The sequence below is a fragment of the Streptomyces sp. NPDC041108 genome, assembly GCF_055592645.1.
The window spans coordinates 76,626-100,066 of record NZ_JBVIYK010000006.1 but is presented as its reverse complement, the minus strand read 5'-3'; the positions used below and the strand labels follow the sequence as shown (position 1 = coordinate 100,066).

Here is a 23,441-nt window from a genome sequence, read left to right as displayed (position 1 = left end):
CACAAAGCGCGACAGATTCATTGCTCCCGTTCTGTTCGAAGTCCTAGGGTGGGCCCGGTTTTTCAACAACTTCGGACACCATCCGACGCATCAGACGCTCCTCAGCACGCGCACTCCCCAATGTCGTCGAGGAAGGCCCCGGTACATGCCACAGCAGCACCCGCACACAGGCACCCCCACCGCCCGGCCCGTCATGAGCCGCCGCCGCCTGCTGGAGGGCGGCGCCGCCCTCCTCGGTGCCGTGGCCCTCTCCGGTGGCGCCGCCCACGCGGCCCCCCTCCTCGCGCCGAAGGCCGACGGCACCCCCGAGTGGTCCGGCAGCATGGCGCTCTTCCAGGTCGGCGCCGAACCGCCCCACACCACCCTCATGCCGTACGCGGACGTCAGACAGGCTCTCGCCGCCGACCGCACCCGTTCCCCGTACCGGCTGAGCCTCGACGGCAAGTGGCGGTTCGCGTACGTCGACCGGCCCGGCGACCGGGACGAGGACTTCTACCGGACCGACGTCGACGACAGCGACTGGGACACCATCCCGGTACCGTCCAACTGGCAGCTGCACGGCTACGACTTCCCCATCTACATCAACATCACCTACCCCTGGTGGGGCCCCAACGGCCTCGGCGAGGAGGCGCAGCCGCCGAACGCGCCGACCCGGTACAACCCCGTCGGCCAGTACCGCCGTTCCTTCCAGCTCCCCAAGGACTGGACGGCCGGCGACCGCCGTACCTTCCTGCACTTCGAGGGCGTCAAGTCGGCCCACTACGTGTGGATCAACGGCGAACTCGTCGGCTACCACGAGGACTCCTACGACCCGGCCGAGTACGACATCACCCAGCACCTCAAGCCGGGGTCGAACCAGATCGCCGTCGAGGTCTACCGGTACTCGGACGGCGACTGGCTGGAGGACCAGGACATGATCCGGCTGAGCGGGATCTTCCGCTCGGTCTACCTCTACTCCACCCCGGCCGTGCACCTGCGCGACTTCAAACTGGACACCCCGCTCGCCGACGGCTACACCACCGCCGAGCTGTCCGTCACCGCGAGCGTGCGCGCCTACGAGTCCGGGCACGAGGGCGCGTACTCCGTCGAGACACAGCTCTACGACGCCGGCGGACACGCCGTCTGGTCGCGCCCCCTCGTCCAGTCCGTCACCGTCGGTGCCTCCGCCGTCGGTGAGGACGTGACCGTCCAGGCCGCCAGGGCCGTCCCCTCCCCCGAGCTGTGGTCCGCCGAGCACCCGACCCTCTACACGGCCGTGCTCCAGCTGCGCGACCCGGGCGGCAAGGTCGTCGAGACCCTCTCCCACCGCGTCGGCCTGCGCGAGTTCGCGCTCAAGGACGGGCTGATGCGGATCAACGGCAAGCCGGTCTCCCTGCGGGGCACCAACCGCCACGAGATCCACCCCGACCGGGGCATGGCGCTCACCCGCGCCGACCTGGTCCAGGACATGGGCATCATCAAGCGCCTCAACATCAACTCCGTCCGCACCTCGCACTACCCCAACAACCCGCTCTGGTACGAGCTGGCGGACGAGTACGGCCTCTACCTCGTCGACGAGACGAACCTGGAGACGCACGGCATCCGGGACCGCTTCCCCGGCAACGACCCCGACTGGACCAAGGCGTGTGTGGCCCGCGCCCGGAACATGGTCCACCGCGACAAGAACCACGCCTCCGTCGTCATCTGGTCCCTAGGCAACGAGGCGGGCGGCGGCTCCACCTTCGTCGCCATGCGCGACTGGATCGAGTCGTACGACAAGACCCGTGTCATCCAGTACGAGGGCGACGACCGGCCGACCATCAGCCAGATACGGTCGGAGATGTACGACAGCCCGCAGCGCGTCGAGCAGCGGGCCAAGGACACCTCGGACACCCGGCCGTACGTGATGATCGAGTACTCGCACTCCATGGGGAACTCGACCGGCAACTTCAAGAAGTACTGGGACCTCGTCCGGCGCTACCCCGTCCTCCAGGGCGGCTGGATCTGGGACTTCGTCGACCAGTCGCTGACCTGGCCGATCCCCCGGCTGAAGGTCTTCACCGACGAGGGCCCGAGCGCGCTGAAGGGGCAACTCCTCACCGCCGCAGGAACGTTCAGCCGCGACAAGGGTCTCTCCGGCGCCACCGGCTTCACCCGCGACCCCGCCCTCGACCTCACCGGCTCCCTGACGCTGGAGGCGTGGTTCACCCCGCACGTCACCGGCGGCCACCAGCCGATCATCGCCAAGGGCGACACCCACTACGCCCTCAAGCAGAGCGAGAAGAACATCGAGTTCTTCATCTACGGCGGCGGCCAGTGGGTCAGCGTCAGCTGGGGGCTCCCGGCCGAGGGCTGGACCGGCCGCGAACACCATGTCGCCGGTGTCTTCGACGCCGGGTCCGGGTCCCTCACCCTCCACGTCGACGGCGAGGTGAAGGCGACCCGCACCACGACCCGGCGGCCCAGCGTGAACGTCGCCCCGCTCGCCCTCGGCACCGACACCGACAACCCGACGCGCGAGTTCAGCGGCACGATCCGGCGGGCGCGCGTGTACGCCCGCGCCCTGAGCGGCTCCGAGCTGGCCTCCACGGGGCGCGGCGCCAAGGACGACGGGGTGCGTTTCTGGTTCGACGCGGCGACGGTCGAGGTGGCGGAGAGCAGGGCGAAGGACCGTTCGTTCCTCGCGTACGGCGGTGACTGGGGCGACAACCCCAACGACGGCGCCTTCGTCGCGGACGGCATCATCAAGGCCGACCGGGGCCACACCGGCAAGGCGGCCGAGGTCAAGCGCATCTACCAGGCCGTCCACGCGAAGCCGGCCACCGGCACCACCCTGACCTCGAAGAGGGTCACGCTCACCAACGAGTACCTGTTCACCAACCTCCGTGAGCTGGACGGCGGTTGGACCTTGGTGGCCGACGGCAAGAAGGTCCAGGAGGGCCGCCTTACCCGCGACCAGCTGGACGTCGGCCCCCTGTCCACCAAGGACATCACGGTCCCCTTCGACCTCCCCGCCGACCCGGCCCCCGGCACCGAGTACTTCCTCGAACTCTCCTTCACCACCAAAGACTCCGCCCCCTGGGCCGAGGCCGGCTTCGAGGTGGCCCGCGAGCAGCTGTCCGTGGACGCGGGCAGCCCGGCGGTGACACCCGTCCCCCTGGCGGACGTCCCGGAGCTGAAGTACGAGGAGAGCGACGAGGCCGTCACGGTCACCGGCAAGGGCTACCCGGGCCGCTTCTCCGTCACCGTCGACAAGGCGACCGGCACGATCACCTCGTACAAGGCGGGCGGCACCCGGCTGATCTCCTCCGGCCCGGTGCCCAACTTCTGGCGGGCCCCCACCGACAACGACCACGGCAACGGACAGCACACCCGCAACCAGACCTGGCGGGACGCGGGCACGAACCGCAAGGTCACGGGCGTGACCGTGCGCGCGCTCGGTGAGCGGGCCGTGGAGATCAAGGTCAGCGGCACGCTCCCGACGACCACCGAGTCCACCTACACGACCACCTACACGGTGTTCGGCAACGCCGAGATCAAGGTGGACAACACCCTGCACCCGGGTGCCGCCTCCCTCCCGTACATCCCGGAGGTGGGCACCCTGTTCCTGCTCAACCGCCGCCTGGAGCGCCTGCACTACTACGGCCGCGGCCCCGAGGAGAACCACTGGGACCGCAACAACGGCACCGACGTGGGTCTCTACTCCGGCGACATCGCCGACCAGTGGTCCGGCTACATCCGCCCCCAGGAGAACGGCAACAAGACCGACGTCCGCTGGGCCGCCGTCACCGACCGCGACGGAGAGGGCCTGCTGGTCTCGGGCGACGGGCTGATCGAGATCAACGCCTCCTACTTCACCCCGGAGGACCTGTCGACGGGCCTGCGCCACGACTACCACCTCACCCCCCGCGACACCCCCGTCCTGCGCGTCAACCACCGCCAGATGGGAGTCGGCGGCGACAACAGCTGGGGCGCCCACACCCACGACGAGTACAAGCTCTTCGCCAACCGCGACTACGCGTACACGTACCGGCTGCGCCCGCTGACGGACGTCGGCGAGGCGACAGCGGCGTCGAGGAGGCCCACGGCGACCAAGTGACGCCCTCCCACACGTGACCGGCACGGCCGGCGCTACCGGCACTACCGGCACGAAGGTCCCGTCTCGCCGCGAGACGGGACCTTCGCGTCGGCGTCGCCTCCGTCCCCGTCCCCGTCTCCGTCTCCGTCCCCGTCCCCGTCTCCGTCTCCGTCTCCGTCCCCGTCTCCGTCTCCGTCTCCGTCTCCGGTGACGAGTCCACCGCGTCACGGGGTGAACGAGGACGCGGCCGGTGGACGAGGAGGCGGCCGATTTCATCCGGTGAGGGGCGAGAGTGACCGGTCACACGGCCTGACCAGGCCGAACCCATCAGGGCCGGCAGACCCCTCCCCGGACTCGGCACGCCAGTGCCCCCGCCGCGGAACGCGACCGCCGGTGGCGCGACGCCGGGCCCTTCCCGGGCCCGGCGTCCGCGCGTTGCCGCCCCGTCGGCACCCGCGCTCCCGCCTCCGCGTCGCTACTTTGTGACCGGTTCAAAAAACACCTCTGCCACAGCCGTTGACTTCCTTCACTCCCGGCTCTACTTTCGGCCAGCCAGCATGTTCGGCGCGCCGATCCCCGTTCGAGATATCGATCTCCGGGTATCCATCGAAGGAGCCGCATGACCTCCCCTCCACGTGCCAACTCCCGTGGTCTCCACCGGCTTTGCAGGACGACGGTGATCCGCGCCGTCACCCTGGCGACCGCCGCCACGGCCGCCCTGCTCTTCGCCCAGCCGCCGACCGCGGCCCCCGGCCCCCAGACGCTGACCGACGCCGCTCCCGTGGCGGTGACGGACCGTCAAATACCGGTCCCGGAAGCCCCGATGGGCTGGGCCTCCTGGAACGCCTTCGCCGCGAAGGTCGACTACGACGTCATCAAGCGCCAGGTCGACGCGTTCGTCGCGGCCGGGCTGCCCGAGGCCGGCTACGAGTACATCAACATCGACGAGGGATGGTGGCAGGGCACCCGCGACGGCGCGGGCAACATCACCATCGACGAGGCCGAGTGGCCCGGCGGCATGAAGGCCATCGCCGACTACATCCACAGCAAGGGCCTGAAGGCGGGCATCTACACCGATGCCGGCAAGGACGGCTGCGGCTACTACTTCCCCACCGGCCGCCCCGCCGCGCCCGGCAGCGGCAGCGAGGGCCACTACGTCCAGGACATGACGCAGTTCTCGAAGTGGGGCTTCGACTTCGTGAAGGTCGACTGGTGCGGCGGCGACGCCGAGGGCCTCGACCCGAGGACGACCTACCAGGCGATCAGCGACGCCGTGGCCACCGCGACCGCCACCACCGGCCGCCCGCTCACCCTCTCCCTGTGCAACTGGGGCTACTCCAACCCCTGGAACTGGGCGCCGGGCATGGGCCCCATGTGGCGGACGAACACGGACATCTTCTACCACGGCCAGGGCCTGACGTACGCGGGCATGCTGACCAACTACGACCGGAACGTGCACCCCACCGCCCAGCACACCGGGTACTACAACGACCCTGACATGCTGATGATCGGCATGGGCCTCACCGCCGCCCAGGACCGCACCCACATGAACCTGTGGGCGGTCTCCGGCGCCCCGCTGCTCGCGGGCAACGACCTCTCCACCATGACCACCGCCACGGCGAACATCCTCAAGAACCCCGAGGTCATCGCCGTCGACCAGGACCCCCGCGGCCTCCAAGGCGTCAAGGTCGCCGAGGACACCACCGGCCTCCAGGTCTACGGCAAGGTCCTCTCCGGCAGCGGCAACCGCGCGGTCGTGCTGCTCAACCGCACCTCCACCACGCAGAACATGACCGTCCGCTGGTCCGACCTGGGCCTGACGAACGCCTCCGCGACCGTCCGTGACCTGTGGAGCCGCAGCGACGTCGGGACCCCCGGCACGAGCTACACCACCAGCGTCCCTGCGGGCGCCTCCGTGATGCTCACGGTCAAGGGCGGCACCGAGCAGACGTCGAGCGCGTACACGGGCACGTCCGGCTTCTCCGGCGTGGTCGCCGGGAACACCGGCCTGAAGACCGTCGACGTCTCCTACACCAACAACACGTCCTCGGCTCGCGTCGGCACCCTCACCGTCAACGGCCAGACCTCCACGAAGGTCTCCTTCCCGCCGACCGGCTCCTCCCCCGGCAACATCTCCGTCGCCATGTCGCTCACCAAGGGCAGCGCCAACACGATCACCTTCTCCGGCGCCCCGACCCTCGAAGGCATCGTCGTACGGCCGCTGCCGGGCACCAACGGCACCCTGATCACCGGCACGGGCTCCGGCCGCTGCGCCGACATCGACAACAACACGATCACCAACGGCACCGACGCCCAGCTCTGGGAATGCTCCGGCGGCCAGAACCAGGTCTGGCAGTACACCTCCCGCAAGGAACTCGTCGTCTACGGCAACAAGTGCCTGGACGCCTGGGACCGCGGCACCTCCAACGGCACCCGCGTCGTCATCTGGGACTGCCACGGCGGCACCAACCAGCAGTGGAACGTGAACGCCGACGGCACCATCGTCAACGTCAACTCCGGTCTCTGCCTGGACGCCTACAACGCCGCGACCACCAACGGGACCAAGCTCGTCCTGTGGTCCTGCAACGGCCAGAACAACCAGAAGTGGAGCCGGACATGAGCGGAACTACGTACGGACCGGACCGGCAGGGCCCCTCCCGCCGGCTCTTCCTCGGCATGGCGGCCACCGTCCCGCTGGCCGCGACGGGCGCGCTGACCCTCGGCGCGGGCACCGCCCACGCCGCCGACTCGGCGTACGCGATGGTCTACTTCACCGAGTCCACCACCATGCTGGAGGCCGACTACGGCCTCCACCTGGCCGTCAGCCAGGACGGACTCAACTGGACCCCGCTGAACCAGAACGCGCCCCTGGTCACCCCCACCCAAGGCGCCGGCGGGCTGCGCGACCCGTTCCTGATGCGCAAGCAGGACGGTACGTTCGTCGTCCTGGCGACGGACCTCAAGGGCACCGACTGGAACTACAACAGCACCTACATCCACGTCTGGGACTCGACCGACCTGCGCACCTTCACCGGCTACCGGCGCGTGAAGCTGCACGACATGACCGGCACCCACAGCTGGGCCCCGGAGGCCTACTGGGACGCCGCGCGCGGCCGCTACGGCATCCTCTACTCCTCGGTGAACAGCAGCGGCCACAACGTCATCATGGTCAGCTACACCACCGACTTCGTCACGACGTCCAGCCCCCAGGTCTTCTTCGACCCCGGCTACGACATCATCGACGGCAATCTCACGGTCGGCGTCAACGGCGTCAACTACCTCTACTACAAGGTCAACCAGACCCTGGTGGGCGCCCGCTCGACGACCCTGAACCCCGGCAGCTTCACCCCGTTCAGCACGGCGGCCTCCCACGGCGGCACCGAGGCCCCCACGGTGGTGAAGTCCCTGACCTCCGACACCTGGTACCTGTGGGGAGACACGTACACCCCCAACGGCGTCTTCTACGCCTGGCAGTCCGGCGACCTGGCCGCCGGCACCTGGACCGCCCTCGACCAGAAGCTCTACACCCAGCCGCTCAACTCCAAGCACTGCGGCATCCGCCCGATCACCTCGACCGAGTACACCAACCTGGTGGCCAAGTGGGGTGCGCCGGCCTGGAACCGCCTCAAGTCGTACAACTTCCCGTCCCGCTACGTCCGCCACAGCAACTACGTGGGCCGTATCGACGAGTACCCCTTCGACCCGTTCACGGACTCCCAGTGGAAGCTGGTCCCGGGCCTGGCGGACTCCTCCGGGGTGTCCTTCCAGTCGGTCAGCCACCCCACCCGCTACCTCCGGCACTACAGCTACAACCTGCGCCTCGACGTGAACGACGGCACGCCGGCCTTCGCCGCCGACGCCACGTTCACCCGGGTCGCCGGCCTCGCGGACTCGACATGGTCGTCCTTCCGCTCGTACAACAACCCGACCCGCTACATCCGCCACAGCAACTACGTGCTCCGCATCGACCCGATCTCCACGGCGACGGAGAGGGCGGACGCGACGTTCCGGGTGGGCTACTGAGACAACGGCCCCGCTCGGTGTGACCGACCGTTCCCCGCGCCCCCGTTTCCCGGGGGCGCGGGGAACCGCGCGAACGGGCCCGGCCACCAAGCGTGTTGGTGCCACAGAGATCACAACGTCGTGCACAACGTCGTACGCACACCTGCGATGCTGTGCGGATGAGCAAAGTATGGCAAGGACACCTCATCGAGGGCACGCGCTTCGTGGTCCCGGCGTTCGGTGTGACACCAAGGCACGTGCTGTGCGCGATCGGCGTGGGCCTGGATCCCGACGTGCTCGGCCGCGTGGTCGAGGAGGCCGGCGGCGGGGGCTTCGAACTCGACGAGTTCCAGCAGGAGCCGGACCCCCGGATGCGGGAGTGTTTCGACGCCGCGCTCGACTCCCGCCAGATCACCGGCGACGACGGGTTCGGCGAGAGCGACTGGGCCGCGGTGGACGCACACGACTCGGTCGTCTACGTCCTGTCGCCGCCGATCTCCCAGTTCACCGCCCTCGAAGTGTCCCGCCGCACGCTGGCCGTCACCGCGGCTTTGCTGGCCCACGGGGCCACCGCGGTGAAGAACGAGTCCAGCGGGGTGGCCTGCGGGCGCGAGCGGTGGCTGGCCCTGGCGAGCGAGGCGGCGGCCGCCGAGACCGTGGACGACCTGGCCCGCGCCCTCGTCCGGGCCTGGGTCGCGCCGGTGATCTACGACGGGGAGGTCTACTACAGCTGCGGCATGCACCTCCTGGGCGAGGCCGACGTGGAGCTGGCCCCCGGAACCACCGGGGTGCCCGAGCCGAAGCTGATGCTCGACTGGATGGCCACCATGCAGATCGCGTCGTACTACCTGCTGACGGAGCAGCCGGAGCACGGCGTCCAGGACGGCGAGGGCTTCCGCATCGCCCAGGACGCCCCGCGCTGGATCATGAACCGTGTGGAGTGCGAACGCTTCGAGGACGACGACTTCTTCCACAACCCGTACGGATACTGGCGCCTGACCCCGGCTGTCCGCGGCCCACAGAGGGGGGCGAGGCTCAGGAAGCGCAACCGCACGACCCTCCGAACGCGACGGAAGGGGTGAGAGCGGCGAAGGCGTGGAAATCTCCGGGCCACGGGCCGAACGCCGCACCCTTCTCCGGCGTCTCAGTACCGATCGCGGTCCCACCCACCCGGGCGACCGCACAGGGGGCGAAGAACCGGAGGGACACATGGCCGAGCGCACACCCGCCAGGCCCGGCACGATCGCGGCCGTGGCCATCGCCGTCCTGACCCTCGGCGGCCTCCAGGGCTCGACGGCCGGCGCCCAGGCGGCACAGACCCCACAGGCCGCACCGGGCCCTTCGACCACCTGCCACGGCACGCGCCCGGAGGGCAGTCTCACCAGCCGCACCGGCGCCGGCGCGGCGGGCGAGACCTCGTTGGAACGGACCCTCGTCCACGTGGAGAAACTGGCCACAGGCCCTCACGCCGACGTCTACGCCGGACTGGTCGTCGACGAGGACGCGGCGGCCGCGGACCTCTACCGCATCCCCTCCGCAGCCTTCGACAAGGCCGTCTGCGCCTCGGCCGAGCGGGGCGTGACCCTCCGCCTCCACGACCGCGACATCAACGAACGGGACCTCACCGTCCTGCTCGACCGGATCAGCGAGGACATGACCCGCTGGGACGGCACCTTCGACCTGCGCGAGGTCGGCCTCGACGGCACCGGCCGCGTCCAGATCGGCGTGGACGACCCCGGCAAGGCCGAACCGATCCTCCGCAGGGCCTACGGCGGCCACAACGCCAAGTACCTCGTCGTCGAGTACGCCCCCCAGGCGCACTTGCTCTGACCCGGCGATCTTCGTGGATGCAACACCCCGGAAGATCCGCTATAGTTGATCACGAGCCGCTCACCGGAACACGAACTCCCGGTAGCACTCGATGCGTTGGTGGTCCAAGGAAAGACGCCCCGCTTCCTGCGGGGAAATGCAGGTGCAAGGCCTGCCCGGCGCTCCAGTACAAGAGCCCCACTTCGCTTCATGCGAAGTGGGGCTCTTGCGTTGTACGGGACGGGACCGGCATTCGCCCGCCCCACCATCGGCCAGAGCCGCCGCCGCATCCCGGGCGACTGGCGTACGGCGACGTCCGTCCGCCTGCCCTGCTCTGCTGCTCTGCCCATCCCGCCCGCGACCGATCACACCCCACCCCACGCCGCGCGACACGAACCAAGGCCGAATGGTATCGGTGGCGATAGTATCTCCCTCGATACTATCTCTCGCGGGAGTCTCCCTCATGCGACGATTCATCGGGCGGGACCCGGAGCTGAACGTGCTCCGGGACGCCTTCCAAGCGGTTCACGAGGCCGTCGGATCGGCGAAGCCAGGTCAGTGCATCCTCGTGCGGGGCAGGCGGCGGGTCGGCAAGTCCAGCCTCGTCGAGGAGTTCCTCCGGCGTACCGGGGCGCCGAACCTCTTCTTCACCGCGGCGGGCGGCACGGCGGAGGACGAGCTGACAGAGCTGCTCGACACCGTCGCGAGATCCACGCTGCCGGAGCGGGAACTGTTCTCGGAGGAGACCCCGGGACAGTGGAACGCGGCGTTCAGGCTGCTCGCCGAGATCCTGCCCGACGACAGCCCGAGCGTGGTCGTCATCGACGAGGTCCCGTACCTCATGGACCGCATCGACGCCTTCGAGGGCATGCTCCAGCGGGCATGGGACCGCCTGCTCAGCCGCAAACCCGTACTCCTCCTCCTCGTCGGATCCGATCTGTCGATGATGGAGGCGCTGAACAGCTACGACCGGCCCTTCCACCAGCGGGGCCGGGAAATGGTCGTGGGCCCGCTGCACCCGGCCGACATCGGAGAGATGCTCGGCCTTCCGCCGGCAGCCACCTTCGACGCCGCCCTGATCACGGGCGGTCTTCCGCTGATCTGCGCGCAGTGGCGGGCCGGGGCGGACGTCTGGGAGTTCCTCCGCGACTCCCTGAACAACCCGATCTCGGCGCTGCTGGTCTCCGCCGAGCGCTCACTGGCCGCGGAGTTTCCCCCGCAGGCCATGAGCAGGGAAGTCCTGCGGGCCATCGGAAGCGGGGAGCGGACCTTCACCAACATCGCGCGCGCCGCCGGCGGAATCTCGCACACCACTCTCACCCGTGCGACGGACGTCCTGACGGAGAAGCGGGTGGTGGCGACCGAGCTGCCCCTCTCGCTGCGGCCGTCGAAGGAACGCCGCTACCGCGTGGCCGACCCCTACCTGCGCTTCTGGCTCGCGTTCCTGGATCCGCACATGGCGGAGATCGAGCGGATGCGGGGAGATCTCACACTCGGCCGGATCAAGGAGCGGTGGACGAGTTGGAGGGGCCGCGCGATCGAGCCCCTGGTCCGGGAATCCCTCGCCCGCCTGCTGCCGGACGGGCACCTGCCCGCCGCCCCGGCGATCGGCGGATACTGGACCCGCAGCAACGACGTCGAGATCGACCTGGTGGGCGCCGACCGGCAGCCGGTGGCCAAGCAGCTGCTCTTCCTCGGCTCGGTCAAATGGCTGGAGAACTCCGCGTTCGACAACCACGACCTGGCCGCACTGCAGAAGCACCGGGCGACGCTCACCGACCAGCCCGTACCCCTCGTGGCAGTCTCCCGCAACGGGATCAACTGCTCCGGCCTCCAGGCGGCGTACGGCCCCGAGGAACTGCTCGACGCCTGGCGCAGGGCGTGAGCAGGGTTCCGCCGAACGCTGTCATGCGGTGACGGTCTCCGCCTTGTGCAGCAGCCGAGCCAACAACAGTGCTCCTCCGGCTGCCGCCCCTACCGCTCCCACGGCCATGAAACCCCCGTGGGAACGCCACGACAGCACCGACCACCGTGACTGCGCGGAGAACAACGACCCGGTACTCAGCCACGACCCGGTCGAGATCAGCGACAGGGAGGAACCGATCGAGCCGACCGACAAGGCACTCCCGATCGAGCCGACCGACAGGGCCGAACCGACGGATCCCACGGAGAGCACCGATCCGACCGACCCGATCGACAGCACGGAGTCCTGCGACCACAACGACAACACCGAACGGGAGGAAGTGCGACGGACTGAAGGTACGGACAGCTTCGTCATGCAGCCATCCTGCCCGTTGCACGCCCCCGGACAGAGCCTTCCGGCCGCCGCCACCGCCGGCCCGCGTGTCGCCGCCGGCCCGCGTGTCGCCGGAGATCTCGCCGAACGTTGCCGACCCGCCCCGCGTCTCAGTGGTGACCGTCCCAGAAGGAGGCCACCACCATGCCGAAGACCGCCACCGTACGAGTCCGTCAACGCGCCCTGACCGCCGCTGCGACGGCCGGGACGTTGCTGTGGGCCCTCTCCGCGTGCGGGGAGGAGTCGACGACAGCGAAAAGGTCGGCGCCCGTCTGGGAGGAGCCCACCGCGTACCGCTACACGCTCAAGTCGAGCGAGGGTGAGCGGGCGCTGATCGGGACGTTCGAGGTGACGGTCCGGGACGGGAAGGTCGCGAAGGCCGTCGGGATCGACGAGAGCGGCCGACGGGCGGTGGACCAGAAACTGGCCGAAGTGCCCACCATCGCGGGCTTGTTGAAGCAGGCGGAGACGGCACGGGACGAAGGCGCCGACGCCGTGGACGTCGAGTACGCGAAGGACGGCCGTCCGACCAGCATCTCCATCGACTGGGAGGAGAACGCGATCGACGACGAGGAGGCGTACACCCTCGGCGACTACGAGGCGCTCGGCTGACTCAGGTCCCGGATCGTGCCGCCCACCTTGGCCTTCAGCTGCTTGAGCACCTTGGGCTTGGCGGAGATGGCCCATTGCGGACCGACCAGGTACTTCCCGCCGTACATGGAGGCCGACTCCAGCCAGACTTCCTTCAGCTCGTCCTTGGGGAAGGTGGTGATGAGGTAGTCCCCGACACCGGTCTGACACACGCCCTCGCGCAGCTCCTCCGCCTCGGTCCGGATCTTCACCTCGCACCCGGTGAGCTCGGCGATCACCTCGACCTTGGCCGGCGCGACCACCGCGGCAACAGTGCTGGACTCGCCCTTGCCCTCGTCACCGCCGCACGCCGCCATCAGGGGCAGGACAGCCAGGCTCGCGGCCAACGCGACACCACGCGACAGCTTCCTCACCATGTCCTGATCTCCGTTCGCGTTCCCCGTACCGAGTGCACTCGGTACGGGGGTACGTGTGACGCCTGCGGATTGCTCAATCTCAGGTACTCGCGGAGCACGACCTCGACACCACTTCCTTGGGTGCACCGGCCGGCAAGGAACGTCGCCCCTTGCCACAGGCGTCGCGCACGCGCGCCGAACACGTCGTCACCGCCGACGGCCACTACCTCCTGGTGGTCAAGGTCAACCGGAAGAAGCCGCGCAAGCTGCTGCGGCGCCTGCCCTGGAAGCAGATCCCGCCACAGGCCCGCACCATCGGGGTCGGAGACGGCAGTGGCCCTGATCGCCGCGCTTGCCACCACCAACTGACTGAGCATTTTCAGCGTGACCACCTATCAGGTGGCAGCTCCGGCGCCTCTGGCGTCAAGCACTTGCCGGGGAGGCAGTCAGTTGAAAGCGTCGGTCATGCAGTCCACCCGGCAGTCGGCAGCCTCATAGCGCCGGCGGAGGGCGGCAGCTGCTTCTTCGCGCTCCACAAAGCGGTACCCGTAGTGCTGGCGCGCCACCCTGGTCACGTCTCCGACCGTGACTATGGCCGGTTCGCCGTGTTCAGCGCGTCGACGCGCTCCGGCGATTGCCATGTCCGCAGAGCGCAGCAGGTTTCTGGAACGATCCCGGACCACGGCTGCCTGGGCGCGTTTCGCCGAGAGGGGACGCAGGACACGTCCTCTCCAGAGGTAGCCGGCGGCGACAAGGATGAGACCGAGCGCTACGAACAGGAGTCCGCCTGGGGCGTGAGGTCGCATCTATCCAGTCTTCACCACTCGCGTGGTGATCGTCATGCCCCCGTCGGCGGCCGATTGGCGACTTGGTGTCAGTGAGCCCTTGCGCAACGCACGAGGCTCCCGTGCCGTTGAGGGAGGTGTTCGAGTCTCAAACCGATCCCCCGAAATGCACCGGCTCGCTCAGCGGCCGGTACTCGCATGCCCGGGTCGTGCTGGATTCACGGGGCGGAGGTCGCCTGATGGGGAGCGAAACGCCGGGTGAGGTGCGGCTGTTGCCGTGGGTCGGGGGTGAGGGGAAGGCCTGTTATCCGGTGACCGACGCCGGAGGTGGGCCGGTGTCGCGGGTGGCTGATGCCGCGGAGGCCATTCAGCTCGGGATGGGACGTGAGCTGCTCGCTCATGCGGGGGAGATGTTGGCGGAGGCTGCTCCGGGTGGTGAACTCCGGTTTCTGGCCGAGCGGTTGAGTGAAGCCCTCAGCGACGCGCTTCGGGTTGCCGAGAGTCGGGGGCAGCGGCTGACGCGGCGGCTCGGCTGACGGCGCGGGGCCACTCACAGGGTGGTGACACGGACACCTCAAGGGTGCGGATGCAGGGGCGTCGGGTACGTGTCACGCTGGCCGTAGCGCCGCGCCTGGACCTCCCTTGCACCCCTTGCACCCGTTGCACCCGTTGCACCCGTCATCTGCAGTGAAGAGACGAAACGGAGTACGGCCATGGGCGAGATTCTGGTCAGCACGACCACCAGCGGTGCCCAGTTCCAACCGTCCGTCGACTCGGTCTTCGGTGCGCAGTACGTGGCCATGTGGGCGGACGAGAGCAATGCCGGTATCAAGGGGCAGAACCTGGGGACGAACGGGGCCAAACTCGGTGCCGAGTTCCAGGTGAGCGCGGCGACGCCGCCCGGCGGCAACACGAGTCGGCAGTGGCCGACGATCGAGTCCGCGGGGTTCTCCTCGTTCGCGGTGTGGAGGGAAGAGGCTTTCAACCCGCCGCCCGGACCGCAGCTGAAGCTGCGGCGGTTCGTCAACGGGCAGCCGTCGGGGGCCGAGGTCCAGGTCAACGGCTCCGAGATCGACCCGGCCACCCGGCCGTCCGTCACGAACATGATCGACGGCGGCTGCCTCGTCACCTGGGCCGGTTCCCGTGCGGACCAGCGGATCCGGGCCCAGCGGTTCACCTCCGAGGGCATCAAGGCCGGGCCGGAGTTCACGGTCAACACCACCGAGGGGTTCCATGTGAACCCGGCCGTGACGGTTCTCGCGAACGGGAACTACGCCATCGCCTGGACCTCCGACCCCTCCTCGGTCGGCGGAGGCCGGCTCACCTTCCGGGTCTTCGACTTCGAAGGGGTCCCGCAGGGCGGCGAGGTCCGGCCCAACGCCTCCGGATTCAAGGGCGACAACGCGATCACGCTGCTCGACAACGGACGGTTCGTCGTCGCGCACATCGACGGCATCGGGCCCAGCGATATCGGTGTCCCGCAGACCACCGTGGAGGCCAGCATCTACGACCCCGGCAGCGGTGGCGTCGAGATCACCAGCGTGACCGCGGGCCAGCCGCGGGACTTCAACCGGTCCAGCCCGGCCCTCACCCCCCTGCCGGGTGGGCGCTTCCTCCTCGCCTGGGTGGAGAAGAGCGCGACCACCTTCGACACCGTCCCCAAAGTCATGGCGAAGATGTGCTCCGACACCGCGCTCTCCCTCAGCGACAAGGTGCAGGTCAGTACGGCTACGGCCGGCGATCGCCTCCAGGTCTGCGCCGCGTCGGCCTTCGGCGACGGAGCCGAGTCCGTCTTCCTCGCGTGGGCGGACGACGGCGGCACGTCGGACTTCGCCGTACGGGGACGGGCGTTCACTGTCAGCTCCACGGGGCAGTTGGTGGCGGCGTAGCCGAGTCACCCCAGGGGCCTCGACCTCCAGGATCGCGTCCACGGCGCCTGCCGCCCCGGAGGCCGAGGGAAAAGGGGTCTGTGGCCGGCACCGGCCACAGGCAGACTGCGTTCATGCAGCTCCCCGCACCGGCCGTCGCCGCCACCGCGCTGATCGAAGTCGTCAGGATCTCCGGCCTGCCGAGGCGGCGGTGCGACCCCTATCCCGGTGCGGTGGTCGCCCACTGGGCCGAGGGCGAGGCCGCCGACGTACTGGCCCTGATCGGGACCCTGCCCGGCAGCGCACAGCATCGCTGCGGCTTCTCGCCGGGATGGGGCATCCGGGCGTACGACGCCGCGCTCGACCTGCCGTTGTTCGAGGCGGCGTTCTGCTTCACCTGCCATGAGGTCCGGATGCAGGGGACGGCTGTGCCGCCCGCGCCGGCCACGCAGTTCTTCGACGCGGATGCAGGGCAGGCCCAGGCCCTCCTGGCCCGCTTTCGCGGGGAAGCCCGGTAACCGGACCCGGTATCCGGGCACCAGGCACCGTACGTAGCCGATTCCGTAATCTCACCGATCACTTCCTGGGCGTCGGCCGGAAGGATGGTCCGGGTTCCCATGAACAGCGATCGACAGTGATCGATGTGGAGGTAGTCGCGCCCAGCGGCCGCGGTGGCGCGCTCAGGACCACGGTCACGGCCACCGCCGACGGTTACTGGCGCTGGACCTTCGCCGGCAACAGCACCACCTCGACGGCCAAGGCCACCGGGGACTACGTCGACGTGCGCTGAGCCAGGGGTACGAACGGACATGGCGCCCGGCCCTCGGAAGAGGGCCGGGCGCCACATGCGTTCAGACGTTCACGCGTCGCGTCACGAAGCCGTGCGGTTCGCGCCCTTGCGTCGCGTCACCACGAAGATCACGCCACCCGCGGCGACGAGACCGGCCGCGCCGATGGCGATCGGGATGGCGTTGCCGCCGCCCGTCTCGGCGAGGTCGCCGGGCTCACCGCCGTTGGGGGTGGGGGCCGCCGGGGCGGAGTCGGAGGGAGAGGGCGACTCGGTCTTCGGGGTGTCGTCGGCCGGAGGCTTCTCGTCGGCCGGGGGCTTCTCGTCGGCCGGAGGCTGCTCCTCCGCCGGCGGCTGCTCCTCGGCGGGCGGCTGCTCCTCGGCCGGGGGCTGCTCCTCGGCCGGGGGGTTCTCCTCGGCCGGCGGCTGCTCCGTCGTGCAGTCCTTCGTGCCACCGTTCCAGGCCGCGATCAGCTTGTCCTTGATGACCGGGCGGTCGGGGCCCTTGGGGACGTCGCCGTGCTCGAAGCCGTCCTTCGCGTCGAGCTTGCCGTCGAACTTCACCTTGCCCCGGTACAGGTCCACCTGGCCGAAGCAGCCCGCGTCGGGGACCGCGATGTCCAGGGAGTCCGTGCCGCCCTGCTTGACCGTCACCGTGTCGAAGTCGACGAGGACCTGCTCGCCGGAGGTGGCGAAGGTCGGGCCGTGGGCGAGGTAGGACGCGAGGGAGACCGTGCAGGTCGTGGCGTCGGAGGCGGCGCGGACCTTGATGTGGACCTTGCCGTCCTCGGTGGGCTTGAGGTTCTGCTCGTCGAGCTTGACCCAGTCGGCGAACTTCACGCCGTCCAGCGAGAACTCGCAACGGTCGGTCTCGGTGGGGGTGCCCGCGCCCTGGCCGGGGGCGTAGCTGTTCTTGCCCCAGCCCTCGCCGCCGGGCGTGTCGGTGGCGAAGGCCGGACCCGACACGGCCGCGCTCAGCGCGAGAGCCGCGATGCCCGTTCCCACCAGGCGGCGCACGATGACACGTCTCACTATGGACATGCAGATCCCATTCTCGAACTCGGAACGTACGAGACCCGACCCAGGGCGTGGCGGCAGGACGGCAGCACGAGGCCATGCCCGTCCGGGGCCGCGCCAGGGTGTGAGTGGTCGAAGAAAACACCGGGCCCAGGGGTCACTTGAGCCACAGAGTCTGCACATCGTTTACCAACGGGTAGGGGCTGTCAACCTCGGGAAACGACTCTGCGGCATCCGGCTCCGCCCACCCCTCGGGCAGGGCCGCGCCCTCCGTGCCGCACATTTGGGACACAAAGGGAATCAGCGCCTCCGAGTTCCCACGGGGACCTCACGGGTACCCCAAGGACGGGTCGAGGAACCATAAAGGGCTCACCAACTCACCCGTTCGCGCGGGTGAGTTGATATGGGGCGGATTTGACAATCCTGTCCCCCGCTCCCGACTCTACGTTCATGACATCCATTTTCATTATCGGCGTCGACGGTGCCGCCGACGGCGAGCGGGGTGACGGTCCATGCGTGTGGCCTTCGTAGGCAAGGGCGGCAGCGGCAAGACGACACTCTCCGCGCTCTTCGCCCGGCATCTCGCCCGCTCGGGAGCACCGCTCGTGGCGATCGACGGTGACATCAACCAGCATCTCGCGCACGCGCTCGGCCTCGACGAGGACGACGACTTCGGCGCGCCGGCGCTCAGTTCGCGCACCGGCGAGATCAAGGATCATCTGCGCGGCACGAACCCGCGGATCGTCTCGCGCGAGGCCATGGTGAAGACGACCCCGCCGGGCCGGGGTTCGCGGCTGCTGCGGCTGCTCGGGGACGACGAGGTCCACGGCCGGCACGTCGCACACGTGGACGGCGTGCCGCTGATGGTCACCGGCGCCTTCGACGAGAGCGACCTCGGCGTGGCCTGCTACCACTCCAAGCTGGGCGCGGTGGAGCTGTACCTCAACCATCTCGTCGACGGGCCCGGCGAGTATGTCGTCGTCGACATGACCGCCGGCGCGGACGCCTTCGCCTCCGGCCTCTTCACCCGGTTCGACATGACCTTCCTGGTCGCCGAGCCGACCCGGAAGAGCGTGTCCGTGTACCGGCAGTACCGGGAGCACGCCGCCGAGTTCGGCATCCCGATCGCCGTCGTCGGCAACAAGGTCACCGGTGAGGACGACCTGCTCTTCCTCAAGGAGCACGTCGGTGACGACCTGCTGGCGTACTGCGTGCAGTCGTCGTACGTCCGCGCGCAGGAACAGGGGCGGCCCCAGGGCGAGCTGGAGGCGCACAACCTCCACACGCTGACGCAGCTGAAGGCCGCCGTCGACGCCCGTACGAAGGACTGGGTCACGTTCCAGCGCCAGGCCGTCGAGTTCCACCTCCGCAACGCCGCCGCCTGGGCCAACGACGCCACCGGGCACGACCTGGCCGCCCAGGTGGACCCCGAATTCCGGCACGGGCCGCAGGCACCGGCCGCCGCCGGGTCCGACGCCCCCTGCGCCGTCTCCCTCTGACCAGAACAGGAACACCCATGTCGCTCGACGTCTCCCCGCAGCTGCTCGCCGATGCCGAGAAGGGCGAGGTGCGGGAGGAGGAGTTCGTGGAGACGGTCCGTACGTCGCTGCCGTACGCCTACGAACTGATCGCCTCCCTCGTCGGTGAACTGCGCGCGGGCAACGCGGAGTTCGCCGACAACCAGACGCCACCGCCCTCGGAGCGGGAGCGTGGGCAGCTGCTGCGGGCGCTGTCCAGCGACGCGATCCGGGGGAGCCTGGAACGGCACTTCGGGGTGGCGCTCGCCTTCCAGAACTGTCACCGGGTGGCGGTCTTCCCGGCCGGGGCGCGCGGCGGTGCGACGTATGCCCGCTTCACCTCGCTGCGGTCGCAGATCCTGAACCAGTCGCCGGAGTTCCGCGACTGCTGACCCCTCGGCCGGCCCGGCCCTCCATCACCGCCGCCCCCTCCGCACCCTTTTCCGCGGAGGGGGCGGTTGTTTCGACACGCCGGAGCGTGGGGGGCGTACGGGGGCGCACTACCGGCGTACGGCTGCATGGGTGACGAGGGGTGGGGGCGTCCGCGTGTGCGGGGCGGGGGTGTGCGTGCGGGCGGCTTCGTCCCGATCGCGCCCGATCCGGCACGATCCCGCCCGGGCGTGCGGGGCTCGTGCGCGACGGTCGGGTGCCCGGTGAGTGCTCGCGGCGCGCCCGGTCCGTGCGCCACGGCGTGCGACCGTGCGATTTGCGCCGTCACGAGTTGGCCCACCTGCGATCACACAAGGTGAATAATGGGGCCTGAGGGCGTCTCAGCGACAGAGAGGGTCGCCGTGGGGACCGACAGGGACAGTGCCGTTTCCCGTCAGCGCTTCGACGTGGCCGATGCCGCGCCGTTGTTGATCGACGCGGACGGGTTCGTGACGAGCTGGACCCGGGACGCGGAGCGGCTCTTCGGGTATCCGGCGGCCGAGATCCTCGGCCGCAGCGTCCGCACGCTCCTGCTCGACGAGGACGGCGATCGCATCGGTCTCCTGGCCGAAACGCATCGCGCCCTCGGCGGCTGGTCCGGCATCCTCACCGCCCGCCACCGCGACGGCCACCACATCAAGGTCATGGTCCGCGTCGTCCCCACGCGCGAGGCGATCTCGACGGGTCACACGGGTGGCTCAGCCCCGGCACACCACTCGGGCCCGGCGTGCGGCTCGGCAGGCCCGGGCCACGGCTCGGGCCCGGCCGGCTCCATCCGTGCGTCCGGTCCGGGGGTCCGGCCCGGGGGGACACCCGGCCCCGGCTCGGGCGGTTCAACCGTCCGGCCCACCGCGGCCTCCGCGGCCGGCCGAACCGGCGCCACCGAAACGGTCGGCCGGCCCGGGACTCCCGGATCTCCCGGATCTACTGGATCTACTGGATCTACTGGATCTACTGGATCTGCCGGGTTCGCAGGCTCCACCGAGCCCGCCGGGTCCACCGGGTCCGCAGAGCCCGGAATGACCGGGTCCACCGGGTCCATCAGGGCCACCGGCGGTGCGGCCTTCCCGCCCGGTGCGGCGCCTGGGGCCGGATCGGCTGGTTCCGCCGGTCCGGCCTCCCCGCCCGGTGTCACCGCTTCCCCGTCGGCCGCCGACTCGCCATCAGGCTCCGTCGGCTGGCCCGCCCCGCGCCCCGGCTACCCCGACATGGACCGGTCCGCCACACCGTCGCCGTCCCAGGCCGTACCGCCGTCTCCTTCCCAAGCCGTACCGCCGTCTCCGGCCACCCCCGTCCGGGAGGCGGGTACCGGGGTGCCGTCCCGGCAGGGACCGCCCCCGCCCAAGCCCACCCCGCCCCGGGCCGAGTCGCCCCGGGCCACCTGGTCGGCCGCCCAGGGCCATGGCAGGCCGGCGGTTCGGCGGACCGCGCCCGCTCCCGGCTCCCCGTCCGCCCGCCTGCCCTTCCCCCCGTCCCCCGCCCCCTCCGCCCCCGACCCCCTCGAGGCGGCCCACTGGGTGGCCCTCGTCTCCGATGCCACGGACGCTCCCGGCTGGGACATGAGCCGGACGGTGCTGGAACGGATGACCGCGTGGTCGCCCGTGGGCATAGCGATGGTGGACACGGAGCTGCGGTTCGTGTGGTCGAACGCGGCGCTGGAACGGTTCGGCGGCGGCCGCGCGCACGAACGGGTGGGCCTGCGGCTCGCCGAGGTGCAGCCCGGCCTCGACGCCGAGCGCATCGAGGCACAGATGCGGAAGGTACTGGAGACGGGCGTCCCGGTGCTCGACTACGAGCACGTGGGCCGGCTGCGGTCGGCACCGCACCGAGAGACCGCGCACGCCATGTCGTTCACCCGGCTGGAGGACGACCACGGGCGCCCGATCGGCGTGTACTACACGGTGGTCGACGTCACGGAGCAGCACCGCGCCCGCATCCGGCTGGCCCTGCTCGACCGGGCCGGTGAGCAGATCGGCCGGACCCTCGACGTGGGCCGGACCGCGCAGGAACTGGCGGACGTCGTCGTGCCGACGCTCGCCGACTTCGTGACCGTGGACCTGCTCGACTCGGTGCTGCGGGGTGCCGAGCCGGGTCCCCTCGACGACGATTCCGTCCCGCTGCGGCGCGTCGCCCAGCAGTCCGTGCACGACGGGGTACCGGAGGCCGTCCTGGAGGTCGGCGCGTTCGCCTCGTACGCGGCCGGCTCGCCGCCGGTGCGGGTGCTGGTCGAGGGCCGGTCGTGGTCGGAGCCGCGGCTCGACCCGCTGTCGGCGGAGTGGGCCAGGGCCGTGCCCGGTGGCCGGGCACTGCCCGCCGAGGCGCTCCGGCTGCACAGCGTGATGATCGTGCCGGTGCGGGCGCGCGGCATCACGCTCGGCATCACCACGTTCTTCCGGCGCGACCGTCTGGACCCCTTCGACGCGGTCGACCTGGGCCTCGCCGAGGAGCTGGTGGGCCGGGCCGCCGTGTGCGTCGACAACGCCCGCCGGTACACGCGTGAGCGCGACGCCGCCCTCGCCCTCCAGCGCAGCCTGCTGCCGCGCAGGCTGCCCGAGCAGGACGCGGCCGAGGTCGCGGCACGCTACCGGCCCGCCGACGAACTCACCGGTCTCGGCGGCGACTGGTACGACGTCATCCCGCTCTCCGGCGCCCGCGTCGCCCTGGTCATCGGCGAGGTCGCGGGCCACGGCATCGACGGCGCCGCCGCCATGGGCCGCCTCCGTACGGCCGTACGCACCCTCGCCGACCTCGATCTGCCGCCGGACGAGGTGCTCGCCCACCTCGACGACATGGTGGCCAAGTCGGCACGGCAGGAGGGTGCCGAGCCGGGCGGGGGCAGCGGCCCGACGGTCGGGGCCCGCTGTCTGTACGTGGTCCACGACCCGGTGTCGGGCACCTGTGCCATGGCCGCCGCCGGACCGTCGGCCCCGGCCCTGGTCGCCCCCGACGGCACGGTCACCTTCCCCGCACTGCCCCAGGGGCCGGCGCTCGGCGTCGACCAGCAGCCCTTCGAGGCGCTGGAGCTGGACCTCCCCGAGGGCACCGTCATCGCCCTGCACACCGACGGCCTGCTCGCCGGGTCCACCCGCGAGGCGCTGTGCCGTGCCCTGGCCCGGCCCGAGCCCTCCCTCGAACGGCACGCCCAGCGCGTCCTCGACGCCCTCGCCCCGGCCCGCCCCACCGACGACGTCGCCCTCCTCCTGGCCCGCACCCGGCGGCTGCCCGCGCACCGGGTCGCCTCCTGGGAGCTGCCGGCCGACCCGGCGCTCGTCGCGGAGGCCCGCAAGACGACCGCCCGGCAGCTCGGCGTCTGGGGGCTGGACGAGCTGGCGTTCACCACCGAACTGGTCGTCAGCGAGCTGGTCACCAACGCCATCCGGCACGCGGCCGGGCCCATCCGGCTCCGGCTGGTCCTCGAACGCACCCTGATCTGCGAGGTGTTCGACGGCGGCGCCACCGCGCCCCATCTGCGCCACCCGCGCACCACCGACGAGGGCGGCCGCGGCCTCTTCCTCATCTCCCAGTTCACCCAGCGCTGGGGCACCCGTTTCCTGCCCGAGGGCAAGGTGATCTGGGCGGAACAGTCCCTGGCGGACCCGTCGGCGGACCCCTCGGCGGACCCGTCGGCGGATCCTCCGGTCTGACCGCCCCGGCCTACCCCCATTCCCCGCCGTACGCCATGCGGGGACGCCGTCACTGGCCCGGCCGGGTGAACATCACCCGGCCGTCGTCCGCTCCCCCACACCCCCCTCCTCCCCCGAATCTCCATATTCCCGGCATCCCGCCGCCCTCTCCCTCTCCTCCCGTGCCCCGTTCGGCCTGATTAGTAGCGCTTGGCACTTCATATGAATGCAGGCGTCGGCTTCGGGCACCGGGTTCCGTCGCCTC

18 protein-coding genes are annotated in these 23,441 nt (G+C 70.3%); 15 read left to right on the top strand and 3 right to left on the bottom strand.

The features are described 5' to 3' along the window. Positions 1-145: 145 nt before the first annotated feature. From ACZ6BB_RS18580 to ACZ6BB_RS18555, 6 genes are all read left to right on the top strand, one after another. A complete protein-coding gene (locus ACZ6BB_RS18580) occupies positions 146-4,078 on the top strand; it encodes a glycoside hydrolase family 2 TIM barrel-domain containing protein (RefSeq protein WP_471616243.1) in 3,933 nt (1,310 codons plus the stop codon). 598 nt (positions 4,079-4,676) lie between these two features. Further along, entirely contained in the window at positions 4,677-6,677 is a 2,001-nt protein-coding gene (locus ACZ6BB_RS18575) for an RICIN domain-containing protein (RefSeq protein ID WP_471616242.1), read from the top strand. Further along, a complete protein-coding gene (locus tag ACZ6BB_RS18570; RefSeq protein WP_471616241.1) occupies positions 6,674-8,080 on the top strand; it encodes a glycoside hydrolase family 43 protein in 1,407 nt (468 codons plus the stop codon). The genes ACZ6BB_RS18575 and ACZ6BB_RS18570 overlap by 4 nt, the downstream gene beginning before the upstream one ends. A 158-nt stretch (positions 8,081-8,238) precedes the next feature. Then, positions 8,239-9,141 (top strand): hypothetical protein, encoded by a 903-nt coding sequence (locus ACZ6BB_RS18565; RefSeq protein WP_471616240.1) that lies wholly within the window; start codon positions 8,239-8,241, stop codon positions 9,139-9,141. A gap of 127 nt (positions 9,142-9,268) precedes the next feature. Further along, positions 9,269-9,889 carry a hypothetical protein gene (locus ACZ6BB_RS18560; RefSeq protein WP_471616239.1) on the top strand — a complete coding sequence of 207 codons (621 nt, stop codon included), beginning with the start codon at positions 9,269-9,271 and terminating at the stop codon, positions 9,887-9,889. A 442-nt stretch (positions 9,890-10,331) separates the two neighbouring features. Beyond that, entirely contained in the window at positions 10,332-11,753 is a 1,422-nt protein-coding gene (locus tag ACZ6BB_RS18555) for an ATP-binding protein (RefSeq protein WP_471616238.1), read from the top strand. Positions 11,754-11,774: 21 nt separating this feature from the next. Here ACZ6BB_RS18555 and ACZ6BB_RS18550 read toward each other — a convergent pair whose 3' ends face one another. Beyond that, positions 11,775-12,146 (bottom strand): hypothetical protein, encoded by a 372-nt coding sequence (locus ACZ6BB_RS18550; protein WP_471616237.1) that lies wholly within the window; start codon positions 12,144-12,146, stop codon positions 11,775-11,777. A 162-nt stretch (positions 12,147-12,308) separates the two neighbouring features. Here ACZ6BB_RS18550 and ACZ6BB_RS18545 point away from each other — a divergent pair, with 162 nt between their 5' ends. Beyond that, entirely contained in the window at positions 12,309-12,776 is a 468-nt protein-coding gene (locus tag ACZ6BB_RS18545) for a DUF6174 domain-containing protein (RefSeq protein ID WP_471616236.1), read from the top strand. Here ACZ6BB_RS18545 and ACZ6BB_RS18540 read toward each other — a convergent pair. Next, positions 12,758-13,171, bottom strand: coding sequence for a hypothetical protein (locus tag ACZ6BB_RS18540; RefSeq protein WP_471616235.1), 414 nt, complete (start codon positions 13,169-13,171; stop codon positions 12,758-12,760). The two genes, ACZ6BB_RS18545 and ACZ6BB_RS18540, sit on opposite strands and share 19 nt — an antisense overlap. Before the next feature lie 149 nt (positions 13,172-13,320). Here ACZ6BB_RS18540 and ACZ6BB_RS18535 point away from each other — a divergent pair, with 149 nt between their 5' ends. The 5 genes from ACZ6BB_RS18535 to ACZ6BB_RS18515 all read left to right on the top strand — a co-directional run bounded on the left by ACZ6BB_RS18535 (position 13,321) and on the right by ACZ6BB_RS18515 (position 16,593). Further along, positions 13,321-14,031, top strand: a complete 711-nt coding sequence (locus ACZ6BB_RS18535; protein WP_471616234.1) for a hypothetical protein — start codon at positions 13,321-13,323, stop codon at positions 14,029-14,031. Positions 14,032-14,174: 143 nt separating this feature from the next. After that, a complete protein-coding gene (locus tag ACZ6BB_RS18530; RefSeq protein WP_471616233.1) occupies positions 14,175-14,471 on the top strand; it encodes a hypothetical protein in 297 nt (98 codons plus the stop codon). 177 nt (positions 14,472-14,648) lie between these two features. Then, positions 14,649-15,824 carry a hypothetical protein gene (locus ACZ6BB_RS18525; protein ID WP_471616232.1) on the top strand — a complete coding sequence of 392 codons (1,176 nt, stop codon included), beginning with the start codon at positions 14,649-14,651 and terminating at the stop codon, positions 15,822-15,824. A gap of 113 nt (positions 15,825-15,937) precedes the next feature. Further along, entirely contained in the window at positions 15,938-16,321 is a 384-nt protein-coding gene (locus ACZ6BB_RS18520) for a hypothetical protein (protein WP_471616231.1), read from the top strand. A 125-nt stretch (positions 16,322-16,446) separates the two neighbouring features. Then, on the top strand, positions 16,447-16,593 hold the full coding sequence (locus ACZ6BB_RS18515; RefSeq protein ID WP_471616230.1) for a hypothetical protein: 147 nt from the start codon (positions 16,447-16,449) through the stop codon (positions 16,591-16,593). Positions 16,594-16,674: 81 nt separating this feature from the next. Here the strand turns inward: ACZ6BB_RS18515 and ACZ6BB_RS18510 are convergent, their stop codons facing one another. Next, positions 16,675-17,631, bottom strand: a complete 957-nt coding sequence (locus tag ACZ6BB_RS18510; RefSeq protein WP_471616229.1) for a hypothetical protein — start codon at positions 17,629-17,631, stop codon at positions 16,675-16,677. Between the two features lie 488 nt (positions 17,632-18,119). On the opposite strand from ACZ6BB_RS18510, the gene ACZ6BB_RS18505 reads away from it, so the two are divergent. From ACZ6BB_RS18505 to ACZ6BB_RS18495, 3 genes are all read left to right on the top strand, one after another. Next, positions 18,120-19,106, top strand: coding sequence for an ATP-binding protein (locus tag ACZ6BB_RS18505; protein ID WP_471616228.1), 987 nt, complete (start codon positions 18,120-18,122; stop codon positions 19,104-19,106). A 17-nt stretch (positions 19,107-19,123) separates the two neighbouring features. Further along, positions 19,124-19,516 carry an SCO5389 family protein gene (locus ACZ6BB_RS18500; RefSeq protein WP_471616227.1) on the top strand — a complete coding sequence of 131 codons (393 nt, stop codon included), beginning with the start codon at positions 19,124-19,126 and terminating at the stop codon, positions 19,514-19,516. Between the two features lie 399 nt (positions 19,517-19,915). Beyond that, positions 19,916-23,197 carry a SpoIIE family protein phosphatase gene (locus tag ACZ6BB_RS18495; RefSeq protein WP_471616226.1) on the top strand — a complete coding sequence of 1,094 codons (3,282 nt, stop codon included), beginning with the start codon at positions 19,916-19,918 and terminating at the stop codon, positions 23,195-23,197. Positions 23,198-23,441 lie beyond the last annotated feature (244 nt).

Coding starts and splice junctions, on each gene's coding strand:
- ACZ6BB_RS18525 (WP_471616232.1), top strand. CDS start 14,649: ATGGGCGAGATTCTGGTCAGCACGACCACCAGCGGTGCCCAGTTCCAA.
- ACZ6BB_RS18575 (WP_471616242.1), top strand. CDS start 4,677: ATGACCTCCCCTCCACGTGCCAACTCCCGTGGTCTCCACCGGCTTTGC.
- ACZ6BB_RS18580 (WP_471616243.1), top strand. CDS start 146: ATGCCACAGCAGCACCCGCACACAGGCACCCCCACCGCCCGGCCCGTC.
- ACZ6BB_RS18560 (WP_471616239.1), top strand. CDS start 9,269: ATGGCCGAGCGCACACCCGCCAGGCCCGGCACGATCGCGGCCGTGGCC.
- ACZ6BB_RS18510 (WP_471616229.1), bottom strand. CDS start 17,631: ATGTCCATAGTGAGACGTGTCATCGTGCGCCGCCTGGTGGGAACGGGC.
- ACZ6BB_RS18530 (WP_471616233.1), top strand. CDS start 14,175: ATGGGGAGCGAAACGCCGGGTGAGGTGCGGCTGTTGCCGTGGGTCGGG.
- ACZ6BB_RS18545 (WP_471616236.1), top strand. CDS start 12,309: ATGCCGAAGACCGCCACCGTACGAGTCCGTCAACGCGCCCTGACCGCC.
- ACZ6BB_RS18505 (WP_471616228.1), top strand. CDS start 18,120: ATGCGTGTGGCCTTCGTAGGCAAGGGCGGCAGCGGCAAGACGACACTC.
- ACZ6BB_RS18550 (WP_471616237.1), bottom strand. CDS start 12,146: ATGACGAAGCTGTCCGTACCTTCAGTCCGTCGCACTTCCTCCCGTTCG.
- ACZ6BB_RS18555 (WP_471616238.1), top strand. CDS start 10,332: ATGCGACGATTCATCGGGCGGGACCCGGAGCTGAACGTGCTCCGGGAC.
- ACZ6BB_RS18570 (WP_471616241.1), top strand. CDS start 6,674: ATGAGCGGAACTACGTACGGACCGGACCGGCAGGGCCCCTCCCGCCGG.
- ACZ6BB_RS18500 (WP_471616227.1), top strand. CDS start 19,124: ATGTCGCTCGACGTCTCCCCGCAGCTGCTCGCCGATGCCGAGAAGGGC.
- ACZ6BB_RS18540 (WP_471616235.1), bottom strand. CDS start 13,171: ATGGTGAGGAAGCTGTCGCGTGGTGTCGCGTTGGCCGCGAGCCTGGCT.
- ACZ6BB_RS18565 (WP_471616240.1), top strand. CDS start 8,239: ATGAGCAAAGTATGGCAAGGACACCTCATCGAGGGCACGCGCTTCGTG.
- ACZ6BB_RS18520 (WP_471616231.1), top strand. CDS start 15,938: ATGCAGCTCCCCGCACCGGCCGTCGCCGCCACCGCGCTGATCGAAGTC.